Below are 16415 nucleotides of genomic sequence, written 5' to 3'. Positions count from 1 at the left end.
GCATCGCATCCGGATTTTAGGATGCGATGCTTTCTTCATTTTTCGCATGTCTTGATCCCGAAACCGGTTCCCACCTTCGGGAGACATGCTATGGAAAAAGCACTATTTCGCTTATGATCTTATAGTATTGTTCAATAGCTATTCTTTTTAGGGAGAGACCGATGTTGCGTCAGTTCATTGCTGTTTGCCTCACTTCCGCATCGCTTGCGGTTTCCGGCCTTGTCGCGCTGCCGATGTTGGCTGAAGCGCAGGTACGCAAGGATGTCAGCGAATATGCGGGCCAGCGTTGCAGCGTGCCGAAAAGAGGCAGCGGCATTATCGTCGGCCAGTTCAGCGGCGTGGACGACTCGCCCTTCATCACAGGCGGCGACGGACTGGTTCCGATAGACCGTGTCCGGTGCTTCAGCAGCATGTCTGAATGCAAGGGCTGGCTCTATACGATGCAGAGCAAATATACCAATGCTGGCGCCGCTACTCTGGTGCGTTGCACCAAGCGCTGAAGCTGAACATAAAAACTGCGGTTTTCACGAAGCCTCACGAATGGCATCCTCCCAACACTTGATGCATCGCCTTCGGGCGTCATCTTCGGTTTGGGAGGATCGGAAATGCAGCAGGCCAGTTATGTACATGGTGCGAGCGACAAGCTTCTCATCGGCAAAACGATCGGTCGGCATCTCGACCAGATCGCGGAAAAATATCCCGGCCGTCCTGCCGTCATCGTCCGGCACCAGAATATCCGGCTGACCTATTCCGAACTGAGACAACTGACCGACCGGCTTGCCGAAGGCTTCCTCGCCATCGGGCTTCGCCCCGGCGAACGTCTCGGCATATGGTCGCCGAACAATCTCGAATGGATTCTCACCCAGTTTGCGAGCGCAAAGGCGGGTCTGATCCTCGTCAACATCAACCCGGCCTATCGGGCGCATGAACTGGAATATGTGCTGGGGAAAGTCGAATGCGCAGCACTCATCCTCGCGCCGTCACTGAAAACCAGCAACTATATCGATATCCTGCGCAGCATCGTACCTGAACTCGATGAGGCCCGCCCCGGCCATTTGATGTCCGAGCGGCTTCCCACCCTGCGCTGCGTGATCCGGCTGGGTGCGGAACAGACGCCGGGCATGCTGAATTTCGACGATGTCGCCCAATCCGGCGATGAAGTCACCGGGCAAGAACTGGCGCAACTTGCCGAAGAACTGCAATTTGACGATCCCATTAATATCCAGTTCACCAGCGGCACGACCGGCAGCCCGAAGGGCGCAACGCTCTCGCATCACAATATCCTCAATAACGGGTTTTTCGTCGGCGAGGCGATGCAGCTTTCCGAACAGGACCGGCTCTGCATCCCGGTGCCGTTCTATCATTGCTTCGGCATGGTGCTCGGCAATCTTGCCTGCGTGACCCATGGTTCCTGCATGGTGATCCCGAACGAAAGTTTCGATCCGCTCCTGACGCTCCAGACCGTTGAAGAGGAGCAATGCACCGGCCTTCATGGCGTGCCGACAATGTTCATTGCGATGCTGGATCAGCCGGAATTCAGCCGTTTCAACCTCACCAGCCTGCGCACCGGCATCATGGCCGGATCGCCCTGCCCCATTGAAGTGATGCGGCGTGTGGTGAGCGAGATGCACCAGAGCGAAATCACCATCGCCTATGGCATGACGGAAACTAGCCCGGTCAGCTTTCAGAGTTCGACGACCGATCCACTGGAACGGCGCGTTTCCACCGTCGGGCGCATCCATCCGCATCTGGAGGTGAAGATCGTCGATGCGGATGGCAAGGTGGTGCCGCGTGGCGAAAAGGGCGAATTGCTGACGCGGGGCTACAGCGTCATGCGCGGCTACTGGAACGATGCGGAAAGTTCAGCTGGCGCCATAGACGATGCGAGCTGGATGCACACGGGAGACCTCGCGACGATAGACGAAGAAGGCTATTGCAACATCGTCGGGCGCATCAAGGATCTCATCATTCGCGGCGGCGAGAACATCTACCCGCGCGAGATTGAAGAGTTCCTCTTCACCCATCCCGCGATCAGCGACGTCCAGATATTCGGCATCCCCGATAGAAAGTTCGGTGAAATCATCTGCGCCTGGGTCAAGCTGCACAAGGATGGCCAGCTTTCTGAAGAGGAACTGGCCGAATATTGCCGACAGCGCATCGCGCATTACAAGGTTCCGGCCCATATCCGATTCGTGGATCAGTTTCCGATGACCGTAACCGGCAAGATCCAGAAATTCGTCATGCGGCAGATCATGATCGAGGAACTGGAATTGCAGGAAATTCGAACAGCGTAATTATCTCGTCACCTCACGAGGCATATTCTCCTAGAGCGGGATGTTTGTAAGTTTTATCGCCGTCTCGCTCTAAGTTTTTGTTTGAGCATGATTTTATCCGAAAGCCGGTTCCCACTTTTCGGATACATGCTCTAATATTTTCGCTCATGGCGGCTTGCAAAGCGAAGGCGAGAATGCATATTACGTAAACGTAAGATTTTTGGGAGAGTTTCCATGGAAGAACTGATCGCACGCATCACCTCCAAAGTTGGCATCGATGCGGCAACGGCAGAAAAGGCAGTCGGCATGATCCTCGCCTTCCTGCAGAAGGAAGGCCCGGCAGCGGAAGTCCAGAAGCTTCTGGCAGCATTCCCCGGCGCTGAAGAAGCAATCGCGCAGGTCAAGGGCGGCGGCTTCCTGTCCGGCCTGATGGGCGGCGTGATGGGTCTCGGCTCCCAGCTCATGGGTGCTGGTCTGGGCATGGGTGAAATTTCCGGCGTTGCCAAGGAAACCATCCGCTTTGCCAAGGAAAAGGCTGGTGACGAACCAGTTGATGCCGTCATCGGCGCAATTCCGGGCCTCGGCCAGTTCGTCTGATTAAAGTTTACATGCTCGAAAAGGCCCCGGTTTCCGGGGCCTTTTTATTTGGACAGCCTGGAGCCTCTCCTGCTTTGATTGAACCATTGGAAATGCTCTCTCTTTGTCTTCACGCATGTCTTTATCCCGAAACCGGATGCAGCCGCGTGAATGATGGACTGATTTCCTCCGCAGGAGGCTCGCACTTTTGCTGAAAAACCTTCAGTATAAAACAATAGTATTTAAGTCATGTTTTTCACGATAACGTGAATCCAATGTATTAATCCCTATAAATTCAGAATGATACTTGCCACACTGGGGATTTACTCGATGCGATGATTGCAATGTCCAGGATTGTATCGGATATTTGAACCAAGGGAGAATTTTTGTTCATTTTTTAAATATGGAGAATCGTATGCGTTTGTTTTTCCTGACTGTCAGCTCTGCAGCGGTATTGATTGCCGGTGTCGCACAGGCTGACGTCATCGCTGATCGTCAGGCAATCATGAAGGACCTTGGACGTTCGGTTGGGTCGATTGCTCCCATGGTCAAGGGCGAGAAGCCGTTCGACGCAGCCACAGCTCTTGCTGCACTCGAAAAAATCGATGCCGACGCCAAGAAGCTGGACGTGGACACGCTGTTCCCTGCTGGTTCTGATCAGGGTGACACCGAAGCTTCTCCGAAAATCTGGGAAAACAAGGACGACTTCGTCAAGCACGTCGAAAAATTCCAGACCGATGCCGCAGCAGCACTGGCAGCCAAGCCGCAGGATCTGGATGCGCTGAAGCCAGCCTTCCAGCAGGTCGCCGCCAATTGTGGTTCCTGCCATCAGGCCTTTCGCGTCAAGAAGAACTGATCTTCACTGTTGACACAGAGCACACCGGACGGAAACATTCGGTGTGCTGGATGTGAGTGGCGCGGTGCCAATGCCCCGCGCTCTAACGACCCTGTTGAATGACAGCCATAAGAGCGGTCCGCAATCGCCGGAACCGCCAGACGGGAACGGATGGAATGGTCCGAAAACTGGCATATGTCGCAGGCGCCGTGGTCGTCCTTGGAGCTGCGGCTTTCTGGATTCTGACCACACCGCAAAAGGTGGACGCGACCGTGCTGGACGCGATGAAGCCCGGCGACCCCGTCAAGGGCGAACAGGTTTTCTGGGCGGGCGGCTGCGCTTCCTGCCATGCCGCACCCGGTGCCTCGGGTGATGCGCGCAAGGTGCTGGCGGGCGGCCATGAGCTGGTTTCAGATTTCGGGACTTTCATTGCGCCCAATATTTCCCCGTCCGAGCAGGGAATTGGAACCTGGACTATTCAGGATTTTGCCAACGCGATGCTGAAAGGCGTCGGAAAGCAGGATGAGCATCTTTATCCGTCCTTCCCCTACACCTCTTATACAAGGATGCAGCCGCAGGATGTGGCCGACCTCTTTGCCTTTATGAAAACGCTGCCGCCTTCCGACAATGTCGCGGCCCCGCATAAGCTCTCCTTCCCTTTCAATATCCGGCGAGGGCTCGGCCTCTGGAAGCAGCTTTACCTGACCGACCGGCCAGCGGTGGAAATCGCAAATGCTTCCGATCATGTGAAGCGCGGCCAGTATCTGACAGAAGCGCTTGGCCATTGCGGCGAATGCCACACGCCGCGCAACACAATTGGCGGGCTGGATACCGGCAAATGGCTGGCCGGAGCACTGTCACCGGAAACCGGCAGCGACGGAAAACGAGGCGTTGTTCCGAACATCACGCCGGACGAAGCGGGCATCGGCGGCTGGAGCGAGAAAGACATCTCCTACGCGTTGCAAAGCGGCTTTACCCCGGATTTCGATTCGCTTGGCGGCTCGATGACCGACGTGGTTGCGAATATGGCTCATATTGCCGAAGCGGATCGCAATGCCATTGCCGCCTATCTGAAAGCCATTCCGGCGCACCCGAACGGCTATCCGGCGCGTTGAGGGCCGCGATCCGGCATAATCTTATCGATCCTCGTTTCACTCCGGCCGGATTTTGCTCTATATCGTAAGCTATACCAAGTCTCATCGAGTTTGACTCATCGTGACTTGGTTAAGCCCGTGCGGCAATTGAGCATTTTCAGGGCGTGATGCCTTAGCATCTTGGCGCCCTGCTATTATAGTTGAACAGAGGGAGCAAGCTGCCTGATGACTGCCGAAGACGCTATTTTTCTTGGCGCGAGCCGCAAGCCTGACGACTCCTACCAGCAGCCGGAATATCTAGCGCTGAAATACGGCAACCGGCACGGCCTCGTCACCGGCGCGACCGGCACGGGTAAAACGGTCACGCTGCAGGTTCTGGCCGAAAGCTTTTCGGCGGCTGGCGTTCCCGTTTTCTGCGCCGACATCAAGGGCGACCTTTCCGGCATTGGCGCCATCGGCGTTCAAAATGACGGCCTCATCAAGCGTGCGGCGGAAGTGAAGCTCGACCCGTACGAAATGCGCGCCGCGCCTGTGATCTTCTGGGATATTTTCGGGGAACAGGGCCATCCCGTCCGCGCTACCATTTCAGAGATGGGGCCGCTGCTCCTGTCGCGCCTGATGAGCCTGACCGATGCGCAGGAAGGCGTGCTGAACATTGCCTTCCGCCTGGCGGATGAAGAAGGCTTGCTGCTTCTGGACCTGAAGGATTTGCAGGCCATTCTCGCTGAAATGGCGGAGCGCTCGGCAGAGCTTTCCGGTAAGTACGGCAATGTGAACAAGGCTTCGGTGGGCGCGATCCAGCGTTCGCTTCTGGTCCTCGATCAGCAGGGCGGCTCGAAATTCTTCGGGGAACCAGCGCTCAAGATTTCGGACCTTATGCGCACCACGACCGACGGGCGTGGCGTGGTGAGCGTGCTCGCCGCCGACAAGCTGATGATGAGCCCGCGGCTCTATTCCACCTTCCTGCTCTGGCTGATGTCGGAACTGTTCGAGGAACTGCCGGAAGTCGGCGATCCCGACAAGCCGCGGCTCGTCTTCTTCTTCGATGAAGCCCACCTCCTCTTCGATGAAGCACCGAAGGCATTGATCGACCGCGTCGAGCAGGTGGTGCGCCTGATCCGCTCCAAGGGCGTCGGCGTTTATTTCGTGACACAGAACCCGCTCGACGTGCCGGAAACGGTTCTGGCACAGCTTGGCAATCGCGTGCAGCACGCACTTCGAGCCTATACGCCGCGCGAAACCAATGCCGTGAAGACCGCAGCCGATACGTTCCGTCCGAACCCGGATTTCAACACGTTCCAGGCGATCACCAGTCTCGCCACCGGTGAAGCGCTGGTTTCCACGCTTCAGGCAAAAGGCGTGCCTTCCATCGTGCAGCGCACGCTCATGCGTCCACCTTCATCGCGCATCGGACCGCTGACACCGGAAGAACGCGCCAGGATCATCGCGGCAAGCCCGGTTGCCGGGCAATATGATCAGGTTGTGGACCGTGATTCCGCTTTTGAAATGCTGGCCCGCAAGGCGCAGAATGCAGCAGCAGCCCAGCAAAAGACCAAGGAAGAGGAAGAAGGCGGTGGTGGCATTCTTGGCGATCTCGTCGGCACCGCACTCGGCACTGGCCGTCGCTCCGGCCGCCAGACGGTTGCGGAAGCCGCGATGAAATCCGTCGTCCGCTCGGTCGGCAATTCGCTTGGCCGCGCACTGGTGCGCGGCATTCTCGGCGGCTTCAAACGATAGAAAGCGCGGGAGCATTTCCTGTTTTGACTGAACCAGTGGAAATGCTCTATCCGTTTGTTTTTCAAGCATGTCTCCCGAAATCGGTACCCGCGTTCGGGAGACATGCTTGAGAATCACGCCTTCGCCGGTTTGGCGAGAGCGTAGGCTACGAGGGCATTGGCGTGACCATGTCCCATCTCGAATTCCGACTTCAGCCAGTTGACGATTTCCATATGCTTGTCGCCCTTTCGCTGCTCAATCAGCGAAAGCCAATGCTGGACAGGCTGTCCGTACTTTTTCTCGATGGACGGGAAATAGGACGCAGGCCCCTTCACGGCTTCCTTGGCAGTTTTTTCCTCGGACATGACTTCCCTCCCCTTGTTCCGACGATTTGTCCGCGCGGAAAGTGACTTATTTTCAAGGCGGCGGCAAGTTGGCGCGGCACAATAGAAAAAGCCCCGGACAGTTAGCTGTCCGGGGCTTTGCAATCTGCCGTTTCGGCACTCGCAATTACATCACCAGAATTGGTGACTTCGCCGGAACGCGATCGTAGAGATCGATGATGTCCTGGTTCAGGAAGCGTACGCAGCCCGAAGAGACCGCCTTGCCGATGGACCACCATTCCGGATTACCGTGCAGGCGGTACAGCGTGTCTTTGCCGTCCTGGAAAATATAGAGTGCGCGGGCGCCGAGCGGGTTCTTGAGGCCCGGAGCCATGCCGCCGTTCTTGGCGCTGTACTGCACCAGTTCCGGCTGGCGGGCGACCATTTCATCCGGCGGGGTCCAGCGCGGCCACTGGCGCTTGTACTGGATCACAGCACGGCCAGACCATGCGAAGCCTTCGCGACCGATGCCGACGCCGTAGCGCATCGCCTGTCCATTTTCGAGGACGAGATAGCAGAAGCGGTTAGCCGTATCGATGACGATCGTACCGGGCAGTTCGCCGGTTGGGTCCTGCACAACCTGACGCAGGAAGCGCTTGTCCATCTTCTGGATCGGAATTGCCGGAAGCTGGAAGCCGCCATCCTCGACGGCGGCGTACATCTGCGCCCATCCGCCATAGGAAGAATCGACATTGGCCTGCGGGGTGCGGTTGATCGGGTTGCCCGACTGATCCACATCGATGATTGGAACATTCTGCCCCAACTGAGCGCAACCGGCCAGACCGGCGGCCGCTGTTGCTGTCATTGCCGTCAGAAAGGAACGGCGGGTAAGGGTCGTTTGCATATGAAAACCAGTTTGGTGACGGGAGGAGTTACAGATACACATTCAGGGTTAACGAATTGCGACCCGGCCAATTGTGGCAGATGCGCGGTGAGCTGTCGAAACGGCCTCAAACGGCTGTTTCCGGTGTTCGGTTGCACGGAAAACGCCCGAGAAATGTGGCGTACGCCCGTTCGTAATGCGGCCTAAACGTGGCGAAAGCCCACCAGCATGGCTCGTGTTGCAGCCGCGACACAATTTTGGGTGCAGGAGCCTGCTTTCCATAAACCGGGAAAGTTCAAATTTTAGTGATTACTCAATCAAGCAATTGGAGACTTGGCAGAATCAATGCCGGAGCGAACTGCTTGTATTCGTCGGGCTGGTTCGACCGGTTGATCCAGACCCCGCGCATACCGAACCGTACCGCACCTGCCACATCCCAGCGGTTCGAGGACTGGAACGAGATTGCGGAAGGATAAAGCCGCCATTGCAGGGTGACGAGCTCATAGACCGCCGGGGCGGTCTTGTATTTCCTGACTTCATCGACCGAAATCACATCATCGAGCAGGACGTCGAGCGCTGCCGAACGAACGGCGGATTCCAGCATCGCGGGTGAGCCGTTGGAAAGAATTGCAAGCCGTGCGCCCTTTTCCTTCAGGCTTTTGAGGGCCGCTGGCACTTCTGGATAGCAATCGAGCTTCCAATAGGCGTCGAGCAGGTCATTGCGCAGCGCCGGATCGACAGAAGGGTAGCGTGCGAATGCGAAATCGAGCGAATCCTCGGTCAGCTTCCAGAAATCGCTATAGGCACCCATCAGGCTCAGCACCCAGGAATATTCGAGCTGCTTTGCGCGCCACAGTTCGGAAAATGCCCGTCCGTCCGGCCCGGCTTTGTCTGCATGTCGCCGCACCGCCGAATGGACATCGAATAATGTGCCATAAGCGTCGAAGACATAAGAACTGTGGGACACCGTTTCCTCCTGTGAGGGTCCGCCACGCATCGCGAAGCATAAAATCTAGAATTGCGCCATCCTACTTTGATTTCAATAATAATTCATTGTCTTGAAGCTGAATTGCACATTCGCGCCATTGCCGCCCGCACCGATGCGGCCTATGTAGATTCCGCACGCAAGTTTTGAGGCAGCATCTGCTCGGCCCGCCGCAAGCTGCCCACGTAAATTGCCATGTAAGCAGAAAGAAAAGAGGAGAGTTTCCAATGGCTTTCGAACTGCCCGCCCTGCCGTATGACTATGACGCCCTTGCGCCCTTCATGTCGCGCGAGACGCTTGAACTTCATCACGACAAGCACCATCAGGCCTATGTCACCAATGGCAACAAGCTGCTTGAAGGCTCTGGCCTCGAAGGCAAGAGCCTTGAAGAGATCGTCAAGGAAAGCTACGGCAAGAACCAGGGCCTCTTCAACAATGCTGGCCAGCACTACAACCACATCCTGTTCTGGAAGTGGATGAAGAAGAACGGCGGCGGCAAGAAGCTGCCGGGCAAGCTTGAAAAGGCAATCGAGTCCGATCTTGGCGGCTACGACAAGTTCCGTGCGGATTTCATCGCTGCCGGTGTCGGCCAGTTCGGTTCGGGCTGGGCCTGGCTGTCGGTCAAGGACGGCAAGCTTGAAATCTCCAAGACCCCGAACGGCGAAAACCCGCTGGTTCATGGCGCAACGCCGATCCTCGGCGTCGATGTGTGGGAACATTCCTACTATGTCGATTATCGCAATCTGCGTCCGAAATACCTCGAAGCCTTTGTCGACAGCCTCATCAATTGGGAATTCGTCGAAGAGCTGTACGAAAAGGCCTGATGCCTTTCGTGCAGGAATAAAGAGAAACCCCGGTTTTGCCGGGGTTTTTTGTTGCTGCTATTCCTTGATTACCTGCACACCTACATGTTGCGCGCGCCCTGCTCCCCATCCGGCGATAGCAGCGCCCAACCCCAACACGGCGAAGAAGAGGCCACAGGCGGTAAAGCTGCCCGTCGCGCTGTGGATCAACCCCACGATCAGCGGGCCGATTGCGGCAAGCGTATAGCCCACGCACTGCGCCATGCCGGACAAATGCGCCGCCGTGTGCGAATCCGGCGCCCGCAGCACGATCACCATCATGGCGGCGGCGATGAGACCGCCCTGCCCGATGCCCTGAATGACCGCCAGTCCCCAATAGGTCCATAGCGGCAAATAGAGAAAGCCGATCAACGGCAAGGCTGCACAGGCGCAGAGAATGACATTGAGCAGGCTCTGGTTCTTCTGGCGCGTGGCAATGGAAGGCACTGCGAGACAGGTAATGACCTGCGCCAATATCGAAAAGGAAACCAGACCGCCTGCCGCTACTGGGCTGAGGCCCTGTTCGCGCAGGATAGGCGCCAGCCATCCGAAAACGATATAGGCAGTGGAGGATTGCAGCCCCATAAACAGGGTTACCTGCCAGGCCAGCTTGTCCTTCCACAAGCCGATCACCTTGAAACCCGAATGGGCGACATTGTGTTTCGCACGCATGGCCTGCGGCAGCCACAACAGTAGAACGACTGCCGCCGGAACAGCCCAGAATGCCAGAGCGAGGTTCCAGGAACCGCCGAGCATCCCCTTGATGGGAATGGTGAACCCGGCTGCGGAGGCAGCGCCGCCGCATAGCGCCATCGTATAAAGACCTGTCATGATGGCCGCAGTTTTCGGGAAATCACGCTTGACGACGCCCGGAAGCAGCACGTTGCCTGTCGCAATGGCGGCACCGGCCAATGCTGCGCCGATATAGAGCGAATAGAACGAACCGAAGCCGCGAATGGCGGTGCCAACAGTCAGCACGACCAGCACGAAAAGCAGGACACGTTCGGCGCCGAAACGCTGCGCCAGCCGTGGTGCAAACGGCGCAAAGACGCCAAGGCAGACAACCGGCAAAGTGGTCAGAATACCGGCCGCAATGGACGACATGCCGGTGGCATCGATGATTTCCGGCAAAAGCACGGAAACGCTGGAAAATACCGGTCGCAGATTGGCGGCGATCAGCACGAGGCTCAGACCCAGCAAAATGCGCATCGCCTTGCTTGGCGGTTGCTGGACTGGCGGCGGCGGAACGCTGTCCACCTCAGCGTCGACCAGCGCTTCTGGCTGCAGCATCGCCTCGTTTTCTGCCGCTTCCGACAGGGCTGTGTTCGTGTGGCTCATGATGCCAGCAACCTTTCAAGTTCTTCAATCAGGGGCGCCATGAAGCGACGAACCGTTGCACCGGCCTTGTCAGGATCACCCGAGGCGATGGCTTCAACGATCTGTCGGTGCGCTTCATGGTTTGGCTCGGGCAGTTCGCCGTCGAGCGTGGCTTCTATGGATTCGCGAATGGAGGCGGAGAAAAAGGCATAGACCTCGATCAGTGCGCTGTTGCCCGAGGCCGCAACAATGGCCTCATGAAAGGCAAAGTCTCGGGCCACGAAAGTTGCCCGGTCGAGTTCATCACGATTGCCGCGCTGTGCCAGCATTTTCTCCAGATGGACAATCCCCTTGGACGTGATGCGCAAGGCGGCGAGCCGTGCCGCCTCCGTTTCCAGAACTGCCCGGGTCTCGAAGCGGTCGCGCAGGCTGGTATGGCGGATGCGGTCGAGGCTGCGCGCCGTGTCGGCTGTGGAGCGGACATAGGTTCCCGAACCCTGCCGGGTTTCGAGCATTCCCTGTGCCACCAGCGCCCGCACAGCTTCCCGTACCGTGCCGCGACTGACATCAAGTGTTGCAGAAAGTGCTGCTTCATTTGGCAACTGGTCGCCTATCGTCCAGCGTCCGGACGTGATTTCTCCGCGCAATGCCTGCGTGGCCGAATCCGTCAATGTCTTGCGGGATATTGCCTTCATACCTTCACCAAAGTCATCTGATGACTTGATGAATTAGACCTACGTAATGAAGCTGTCAACCGTCATGAAGAAAGCTGATTGCGGGCTGGTGAGGCGGATTTGATAATCCTGTTGTCACACTGGTATCCACTGCCGCATTCCGTTAACAATTTTCGCGCAAAGTGCCCCATAATCCAGCCGCTCGAGATTTCGGGCCAGACTTCAGGTGCCAGTATGATCACACTTTACAGCCTTTCCGGAGACCACCTCGAACAAGTGGAAGTAGAGCCCGGTACTCCGTTGCCCGAGAATGTGATCTGGATCGATCTGTTTGCTCCCTGCGTCAACGAAGACAGTATTGTCGAGGCATGGATGGGCATTTCAATCCCGACCCGCGAAGACATGACGGAGATCGAGGAATCGAGCCGCTTCTATATGGAAACCGGCGCACAATATCTCACCGTGCCTATCCTGCACGCGGTCGATCTCGACCATCGCGAGCTTGCTCCGGTCACCTTCATTCTGCACGGATCACGGCTGATAACCGTGCGCTATGCCAATCCGAAATCGTTCAGCACCTATATCCTCCGTTCGACCAAGCCGGGCAGCGGGCTGATATCAGCCAAGTGCTCGGGCCTGTCGATCATGCTTGGCATCACCGAAGCCACCACGAACCGGCTTGCCGATATTCTGGAAGGCGTGGCGGGCAAAATCGATGCGGCCTCGCACTCCATCTATCGCCGCCAGCCGAAAGCCCGCCCGATGACGACGGAGGATTTCCGGCACATATTGACCCAGATCGGTGGACAGGGAACCTTCCTCTCGCGAATGCGCGAAAGTCTGGCGGGTATCAGCCGCATGCTGGTCTATCTGTCGGCCATCAACAATCCGGCAGCCGGCAAGAAGGAAACGCGTAGCTGGATCAAGTCGCTGGAGCGCGACACGCAATCCCTGACCGCCTATGTGGATTTTCTGTCCAATAAGGTTACGTTTCTGCTCGATACGATCGTCGGGCTGATTTCGGTTGAACAGAACGCCATCATCAAGATTTTCTCTGTGGCGGCGGTTGGTTTCATGCCGCCCACGCTCGTGGCTTCCATCTATGGCATGAACTTCTCCTTCATGCCGGAATTGCAATCGCCATGGGGCTATCCGATGGCGCTTGGTTTGATGGTCGCTTCTGCCCTGCTGCCGCTCTATTACTTCCGCCGCAAGGGCTGGCTGTAGCTTGTGGTGACAACACAGGCTCACCATGTTATATCATGCGTTATAACATAGGAGAAAAGCCATGAACGTAACCCTGCGCAAAATCGGCAATTCCGACGGTGTGATCATCCCGAAAGAAATGCTGGAGCAGTTGAACGTGCAAACTGGCGACACTCTGGTCCTGACCGCAGACAAGGATGGGCTGAGACTGACCAGGAGCACGGAAGACCCGGAAATCTTCGAGAAGAAAATGAAGATCGCCCGCGAGCGGATGAAAAAATACGAGACCGCTTATCGCGTGCTCGCTCAATGATTGAGTTTCATTCGCGGGCTTTCATAGAAGCGCTGCATCAGGAGCAGTTGCGTTTGCATGGCGGTGCAACCGGCATTCGCGATACCGGCTTGCTTGATTCAGCACTTGCGCGTCCGCTGCAAAAGGAAGCCTATGGCGATCCGGATATTTTCGACCTGGCGGCGGCCTATCTGTTCGGTGTGCTGAAAAACCACCCCTTCGTGGACGGCAACAAGCGAACAGGGCTGGCTGCCGCCGACTTGTTTCTTTATTTCAATGGTTTCAGTCTTGAGGCCGAACAGGAAGACATTATCCAACTCGTCCTGATGGTTTCGACGAGTGAAATTGATGAAACCGGCGCCGCAGCGTTTTTTCGTGACCATACGGTCGCGATAGAAGAAGACTAAACAACCTTCAGCGATACGATTTCCCATTCGACATTATTGATTTTCACGACATCGCCGACCGGCTTGCCGAATAACAGAATGGCAACGGGCGCCACGTGGGAAATCTTGCCGTTTGATGGGTCGGCCTCGTCCTCGCCCACGATGGTCCAGCGACGGACCTTGCCGTCGTCCAGATTTTCCAGTTCCACCGTCATGCCGAAACGCACGACATCACTGTCGGAAGCGGGAACCGAAAGCTCGGCATTTTCGCGCCGCGCTGTCCAGTAGCGCAGATCACGCGAGATACGCGCAATCGCCGAACGCTCGCCCGCCACATTGGCATCTGCCAGCTCACGCTGCAGCCGGGCGATTTCATCCTCGATCATCTTCAGGCCCGTCGGCGTGACGAGATTGCGATGCGGACTGACCGGGCGCTCGCCAAGATCGGTCGGCGCATCATCCTGTTCCTTGGTAAAAGCTCTGCTCATCAGTTGAATGTAAGCAGTTGGCACATCCCCGGCAAGCCTCCTTGCCAGATAAGCCACCCACTGTTGCGATGGTAAATGCATGATTTGCACATCTGGTTTTTATTGATTGATGAGTCAATCAACGTTAAACTGGCGGATAATTAGCCTGAGAGCGGACCACGATTATGCCCAAGATCGGGATGGAACCCTTGCGGCGGCGCGAACTGATCGACGCCGCCATTCGTACAATCGGCCAGCGCGGTTCGCTGGATGTGACCGTCGCGCAGATCGCGCATGAGGCGGGCGTTTCGCCTGCGCTCGCGCATCATTATTTCGGCGGCAAGGACAAGCTCATCCTGGCCACAATGCGCCATCTGCTGCGCGAACTGGGACAGGATCTCAACGCCGCCATCGGGCAAGCCGAAACGCCGCAGGAACGTATCGCGGCCATCATAGCGGTCAATTTTTCCGCATCGCAGTTCACGCAGGAAACCATTGCTGCCTGGCTTACCTTCTATGTGCACGCGCAGCAGTCGGAGGATACGCGTCGGCTCCTGCGTATCTATGCGCGCCGCCTGCATTCGAACCTCGTTTTCGCGCTTGAACACCTGACCACGCGCGAGCGGGCAAGCCGCATTGCCGAGGGCGCTGGTGCCATGATCGATGGCCTCTACATCCGTCATGCGCTCGGTGCGGATGCGCCCAATGCAGCCTCGGCGATTGCGCTGGTGGAGGATTACATCGCGGTTCAGCTTTTGGGCCAGTTTGCGGGGGAGAAATGAGTATGGAAGCGGATTTCGTCATCATCGGCTCTGGCTCCGCCGGATCGGCCATGGCGTATCGCCTGTCGGAAGACGGTCGCTATTCGGTGATCGTCATCGAATATGGCGTGCCCGATGTTGGCCCCCTGATCCAGATGCCGGCTGCCCTCTCCTTCCCCATGAATATGGAAACCTATGACTGGGGCTTTTCCACCGAACCGGAACCGCATATTGGCGGGCGCAGCCTTGTTACGCCGCGCGGCAAGGTGCTGGGCGGCTCATCTTCGATCAACGGCATGGTCTATGTGCGCGGTCATGCCCGCGACTACGACCACTGGTCGCAAAGCGGTGCGCGCGGCTGGGCCTATGCCGATGTTCTGCCCTATTTCAAGCGGATGGAAAATTCAAGCGGCGGTCAGGAAGGCTGGCGCGGCACCAACGGCCCGCTCTATATCCAGCGCGGCAAACGCGACAATCCGCTGTTCCATGCCTTTGTCGAGGCAGGCCATGAAGCGGGCTTTGAAGTCACGGAAGACTATAATGGCGAGAAGCAGGAAGGCTTCGGCCCGATGGAGCAGACGATCCATAATGGTCGTCGCTGGTCTGCCGCCAATGCCTATCTGAAACCGGCCCTCAAGCGCCCGAATGTCAAGCTGGTCAAGGGCCTTGCGCGCAAGATCGTGCTCGAAGGCAAGCGCGCGGTTGGTGTTGAGATCGAGGCAGGCCGCAGCTTCTCGACCATCCGTGCGCGGCGTGAAGTCATCATTGCCGCCTCGTCGATCAATTCGCCGAAGCTCCTGATGCTCTCCGGCATCGGCGCTGCCGCACAGCTGAAAGAACACGGAATTGAAGTGGTCGCCGACCGTCCCGGCGTCGGGCAGAACCTGCAGGACCATCTGGAAGTCTATATCCAGCAGGAATGCACGCAGCCGATCACGCTCTACTCCAAACTGAACCTGTTTTCCAAAGCGAAGATTGGTGCAGAATGGCTGTTCTTTAAGACCGGCGACGGCGCAACTAACCATTTCGAATCTGCGGCTTTCGTGCGCTCGAAGGCTGGCGTGGAATATCCCGATATCCAATATCACTTCCTGCCGGTTGCGATCCGCTATGACGGCAAGGCCGCAGCGCAATCACACGGTTTTCAGGCCCATGTCGGGCCGATGCGGTCAAAGTCGCGTGGCAGCGTGACGCTTCGCTCGGCCAATCCGCGTGAAAAGCCTGTCATCAAGTTCAATTATATGTCGCATGAGGACGACTGGGCCGACTTCCGCCACTGTGTACGGCTGACCCGTGAGATCTTCGGACAGGCCGCGTTCAATCCCTATCGGGGAGCGGAAATCCAGCCCGGCGCGCATGTTCAAAGCGACGATGAAATCGACAATTTCATCAAGGAACACGTCGAAAGTGCCTTCCATCCATGCGGCACGTGCAAAATGGGTGCGGTTGACGATCCTTTTGCCGTGGTCGATGCTGAATGCCGGGTGATCGGTGTCGAAGGTTTGCGCGTTGCGGATTCATCCATCTTCCCGCGCATCACCAACGGCAATCTCAACGGCCCGTCGATCATGGTCGGCGAAAAGGCTTCCGATCATATTCTTGGCCGCACACCGCTCGCGCGTTCCAATCAGGAGCCGTGGATCAATCCGCGGTGGCAAGTTTCTGATCGCTGACGCGATCTAGGGGAATAGGGCAGTAAGGCAGTAGGGCAATATGTGAGGTCGTGTTCCCCGTGCTTAAAAACATACTGCCTTATTGCCGTACTGCCCTATTGCCTTACACAAG

Annotated in this window: 18 protein-coding genes; 12 read left to right on the top strand and 6 right to left on the bottom strand. The window is 57.1% G+C overall.

The window, feature by feature from the left end; translation table 11 throughout:
* Window positions 1-161: 161 nt before the first annotated feature.
* From ABWW28_RS15995 to ABWW28_RS15970, 6 genes are all read left to right on the top strand, one after another.
* Window positions 162-500 (top strand): hypothetical protein, encoded by a 339-nt coding sequence (locus tag ABWW28_RS15995; RefSeq protein ID WP_353391391.1) that lies wholly within the window; start codon window positions 162-164, stop codon window positions 498-500.
* A 105-nt stretch (window positions 501-605) separates the two neighbouring features.
* On the top strand, window positions 606-2294 hold the full coding sequence (locus tag ABWW28_RS15990) for an AMP-binding protein (protein ID WP_353391389.1): 1689 nt from the start codon (window positions 606-608) through the stop codon (window positions 2292-2294).
* Window positions 2295-2507: 213 nt separating this feature from the next.
* Complete coding sequence (locus ABWW28_RS15985; RefSeq protein ID WP_010661572.1) at window positions 2508-2870, top strand: DUF2267 domain-containing protein; 363 nt, start codon at window positions 2508-2510, stop codon at window positions 2868-2870.
* A 394-nt stretch (window positions 2871-3264) separates the two neighbouring features.
* Entirely contained in the window at window positions 3265-3705 is a 441-nt protein-coding gene (locus ABWW28_RS15980; RefSeq protein ID WP_151648630.1) for a c-type cytochrome, read from the top strand.
* Window positions 3706-3860: 155 nt separating this feature from the next.
* Window positions 3861-4799, top strand: coding sequence for a cytochrome c (locus tag ABWW28_RS15975; RefSeq protein ID WP_151648628.1), 939 nt, complete (start codon window positions 3861-3863; stop codon window positions 4797-4799).
* A 204-nt stretch (window positions 4800-5003) separates the two neighbouring features.
* Entirely contained in the window at window positions 5004-6515 is a 1512-nt protein-coding gene (locus tag ABWW28_RS15970; protein WP_278434150.1) for a helicase HerA-like C-terminal domain-containing protein, read from the top strand.
* A 113-nt stretch (window positions 6516-6628) separates the two neighbouring features.
* On the opposite strand, the gene ABWW28_RS15965 is transcribed toward ABWW28_RS15970, so the two are convergent.
* From ABWW28_RS15965 to ABWW28_RS15955, 3 genes are all read right to left on the bottom strand, one after another.
* Complete coding sequence (locus tag ABWW28_RS15965) at window positions 6629-6859, bottom strand: DUF4287 domain-containing protein (RefSeq protein ID WP_151678639.1); 231 nt, start codon at window positions 6857-6859, stop codon at window positions 6629-6631.
* A 145-nt stretch (window positions 6860-7004) separates the two neighbouring features.
* Window positions 7005-7721, bottom strand: coding sequence for a L,D-transpeptidase (locus ABWW28_RS15960; protein WP_061347206.1), 717 nt, complete (start codon window positions 7719-7721; stop codon window positions 7005-7007).
* Between the two features lie 292 nt (window positions 7722-8013).
* On the bottom strand, window positions 8014-8667 hold the full coding sequence (locus ABWW28_RS15955) for a haloacid dehalogenase type II (protein WP_112590704.1): 654 nt from the start codon (window positions 8665-8667) through the stop codon (window positions 8014-8016).
* 245 nt (window positions 8668-8912) lie between these two features.
* Here ABWW28_RS15955 and ABWW28_RS15950 point away from each other — a divergent pair, with 245 nt between their 5' ends.
* A complete protein-coding gene (locus tag ABWW28_RS15950; protein WP_012092469.1) occupies window positions 8913-9509 on the top strand; it encodes a superoxide dismutase in 597 nt (198 codons plus the stop codon).
* Window positions 9510-9566: 57 nt separating this feature from the next.
* Here the strand turns inward: ABWW28_RS15950 and ABWW28_RS15945 are convergent, their stop codons facing one another.
* Both ABWW28_RS15945 and ABWW28_RS15940 read right to left on the bottom strand, forming a co-directional pair.
* Window positions 9567-10817 carry a CynX/NimT family MFS transporter gene (locus ABWW28_RS15945; RefSeq protein ID WP_369798342.1) on the bottom strand — a complete coding sequence of 417 codons (1251 nt, stop codon included), beginning with the start codon at window positions 10815-10817 and terminating at the stop codon, window positions 9567-9569.
* Window positions 10818-10861: 44 nt separating this feature from the next.
* Window positions 10862-11539, bottom strand: a complete 678-nt coding sequence (locus ABWW28_RS15940; protein ID WP_061347203.1) for a FadR/GntR family transcriptional regulator — start codon at window positions 11537-11539, stop codon at window positions 10862-10864.
* Window positions 11540-11752: 213 nt separating this feature from the next.
* On the opposite strand from ABWW28_RS15940, the gene ABWW28_RS15935 reads away from it, so the two are divergent.
* The 3 genes from ABWW28_RS15935 (at window position 11753) to ABWW28_RS15925 (ending at window position 13423) form a co-directional block, all read left to right on the top strand.
* Window positions 11753-12745, top strand: coding sequence for a magnesium transporter CorA family protein (locus ABWW28_RS15935; RefSeq protein WP_353391384.1), 993 nt, complete (start codon window positions 11753-11755; stop codon window positions 12743-12745).
* Between the two features lie 61 nt (window positions 12746-12806).
* Window positions 12807-13037, top strand: a complete 231-nt coding sequence (locus ABWW28_RS15930; RefSeq protein ID WP_061347202.1) for an AbrB/MazE/SpoVT family DNA-binding domain-containing protein — start codon at window positions 12807-12809, stop codon at window positions 13035-13037.
* Complete coding sequence (locus tag ABWW28_RS15925) at window positions 13034-13423, top strand: type II toxin-antitoxin system death-on-curing family toxin (protein ID WP_061347201.1); 390 nt, start codon at window positions 13034-13036, stop codon at window positions 13421-13423. The genes ABWW28_RS15930 and ABWW28_RS15925 overlap by 4 nt, the downstream gene beginning before the upstream one ends.
* Here the strand turns inward: ABWW28_RS15925 and ABWW28_RS15920 are convergent.
* The gene (locus ABWW28_RS15920) at window positions 13420-13890 is read right to left on the bottom strand and encodes a GreA/GreB family elongation factor (RefSeq protein ID WP_151648735.1); all 471 of its coding nucleotides are present in this window, start codon (window positions 13888-13890) and stop codon (window positions 13420-13422) included. The two genes, ABWW28_RS15925 and ABWW28_RS15920, sit on opposite strands and share 4 nt — an antisense overlap.
* 164 nt (window positions 13891-14054) lie before the next feature.
* On the opposite strand from ABWW28_RS15920, the gene betI reads away from it, so the two are divergent.
* A complete protein-coding gene (gene betI, locus ABWW28_RS15915; RefSeq protein ID WP_061347199.1) occupies window positions 14055-14651 on the top strand; it encodes a transcriptional regulator BetI in 597 nt (198 codons plus the stop codon).
* A gap of 2 nt (window positions 14652-14653) precedes the next feature.
* Window positions 14654-16303, top strand: coding sequence for a choline dehydrogenase (gene betA / locus ABWW28_RS15910; protein ID WP_353391381.1), 1650 nt, complete (start codon window positions 14654-14656; stop codon window positions 16301-16303).
* Window positions 16304-16415: the final 112 nt, after the last annotated feature.

Origin of the sequence: Brucella sp. NBRC 14130, from assembly GCF_040371715.1 — a bacterium.
GTDB lineage: Bacteria > Pseudomonadota > Alphaproteobacteria > Rhizobiales > Rhizobiaceae > Brucella > Brucella intermedia.
This window is presented reverse-complemented; position numbering and strand designations above follow the sequence as displayed.

Excerpts from the sequence above, each read along its gene's own strand:
- ABWW28_RS15995 (WP_353391391.1), top strand. The coding sequence starts at position 162 with ATGTTGCGTCAGTTCATTGCTGTTTGCCTCACTTCCGCATCGCTTGCG.
- ABWW28_RS15990 (WP_353391389.1), top strand. The coding sequence starts at position 606 with ATGCAGCAGGCCAGTTATGTACATGGTGCGAGCGACAAGCTTCTCATC.
- ABWW28_RS15985 (WP_010661572.1), top strand. The coding sequence starts at position 2,508 with ATGGAAGAACTGATCGCACGCATCACCTCCAAAGTTGGCATCGATGCG.
- ABWW28_RS15980 (WP_151648630.1), top strand. The coding sequence starts at position 3,265 with ATGCGTTTGTTTTTCCTGACTGTCAGCTCTGCAGCGGTATTGATTGCC.
- ABWW28_RS15975 (WP_151648628.1), top strand. The coding sequence starts at position 3,861 with ATGGTCCGAAAACTGGCATATGTCGCAGGCGCCGTGGTCGTCCTTGGA.
- ABWW28_RS15970 (WP_278434150.1), top strand. The coding sequence starts at position 5,004 with ATGACTGCCGAAGACGCTATTTTTCTTGGCGCGAGCCGCAAGCCTGAC.
- ABWW28_RS15965 (WP_151678639.1), bottom strand. The coding sequence starts at position 6,859 with ATGTCCGAGGAAAAAACTGCCAAGGAAGCCGTGAAGGGGCCTGCGTCC.
- ABWW28_RS15960 (WP_061347206.1), bottom strand. The coding sequence starts at position 7,721 with ATGCAAACGACCCTTACCCGCCGTTCCTTTCTGACGGCAATGACAGCA.
- ABWW28_RS15950 (WP_012092469.1), top strand. The coding sequence starts at position 8,913 with ATGGCTTTCGAACTGCCCGCCCTGCCGTATGACTATGACGCCCTTGCG.
- ABWW28_RS15945 (WP_369798342.1), bottom strand. The coding sequence starts at position 10,817 with ATGCTGCAGCCAGAAGCGCTGGTCGACGCTGAGGTGGACAGCGTTCCG.
- ABWW28_RS15940 (WP_061347203.1), bottom strand. The coding sequence starts at position 11,539 with ATGAAGGCAATATCCCGCAAGACATTGACGGATTCGGCCACGCAGGCA.
- ABWW28_RS15935 (WP_353391384.1), top strand. The coding sequence starts at position 11,753 with ATGATCACACTTTACAGCCTTTCCGGAGACCACCTCGAACAAGTGGAA.
- ABWW28_RS15930 (WP_061347202.1), top strand. The coding sequence starts at position 12,807 with ATGAACGTAACCCTGCGCAAAATCGGCAATTCCGACGGTGTGATCATC.
- ABWW28_RS15925 (WP_061347201.1), top strand. The coding sequence starts at position 13,034 with ATGATTGAGTTTCATTCGCGGGCTTTCATAGAAGCGCTGCATCAGGAG.
- ABWW28_RS15920 (WP_151648735.1), bottom strand. The coding sequence starts at position 13,890 with ATGAGCAGAGCTTTTACCAAGGAACAGGATGATGCGCCGACCGATCTT.
- betI (WP_061347199.1), top strand. The coding sequence starts at position 14,055 with ATGCCCAAGATCGGGATGGAACCCTTGCGGCGGCGCGAACTGATCGAC.
- betA (WP_353391381.1), top strand. The coding sequence starts at position 14,654 with ATGGAAGCGGATTTCGTCATCATCGGCTCTGGCTCCGCCGGATCGGCC.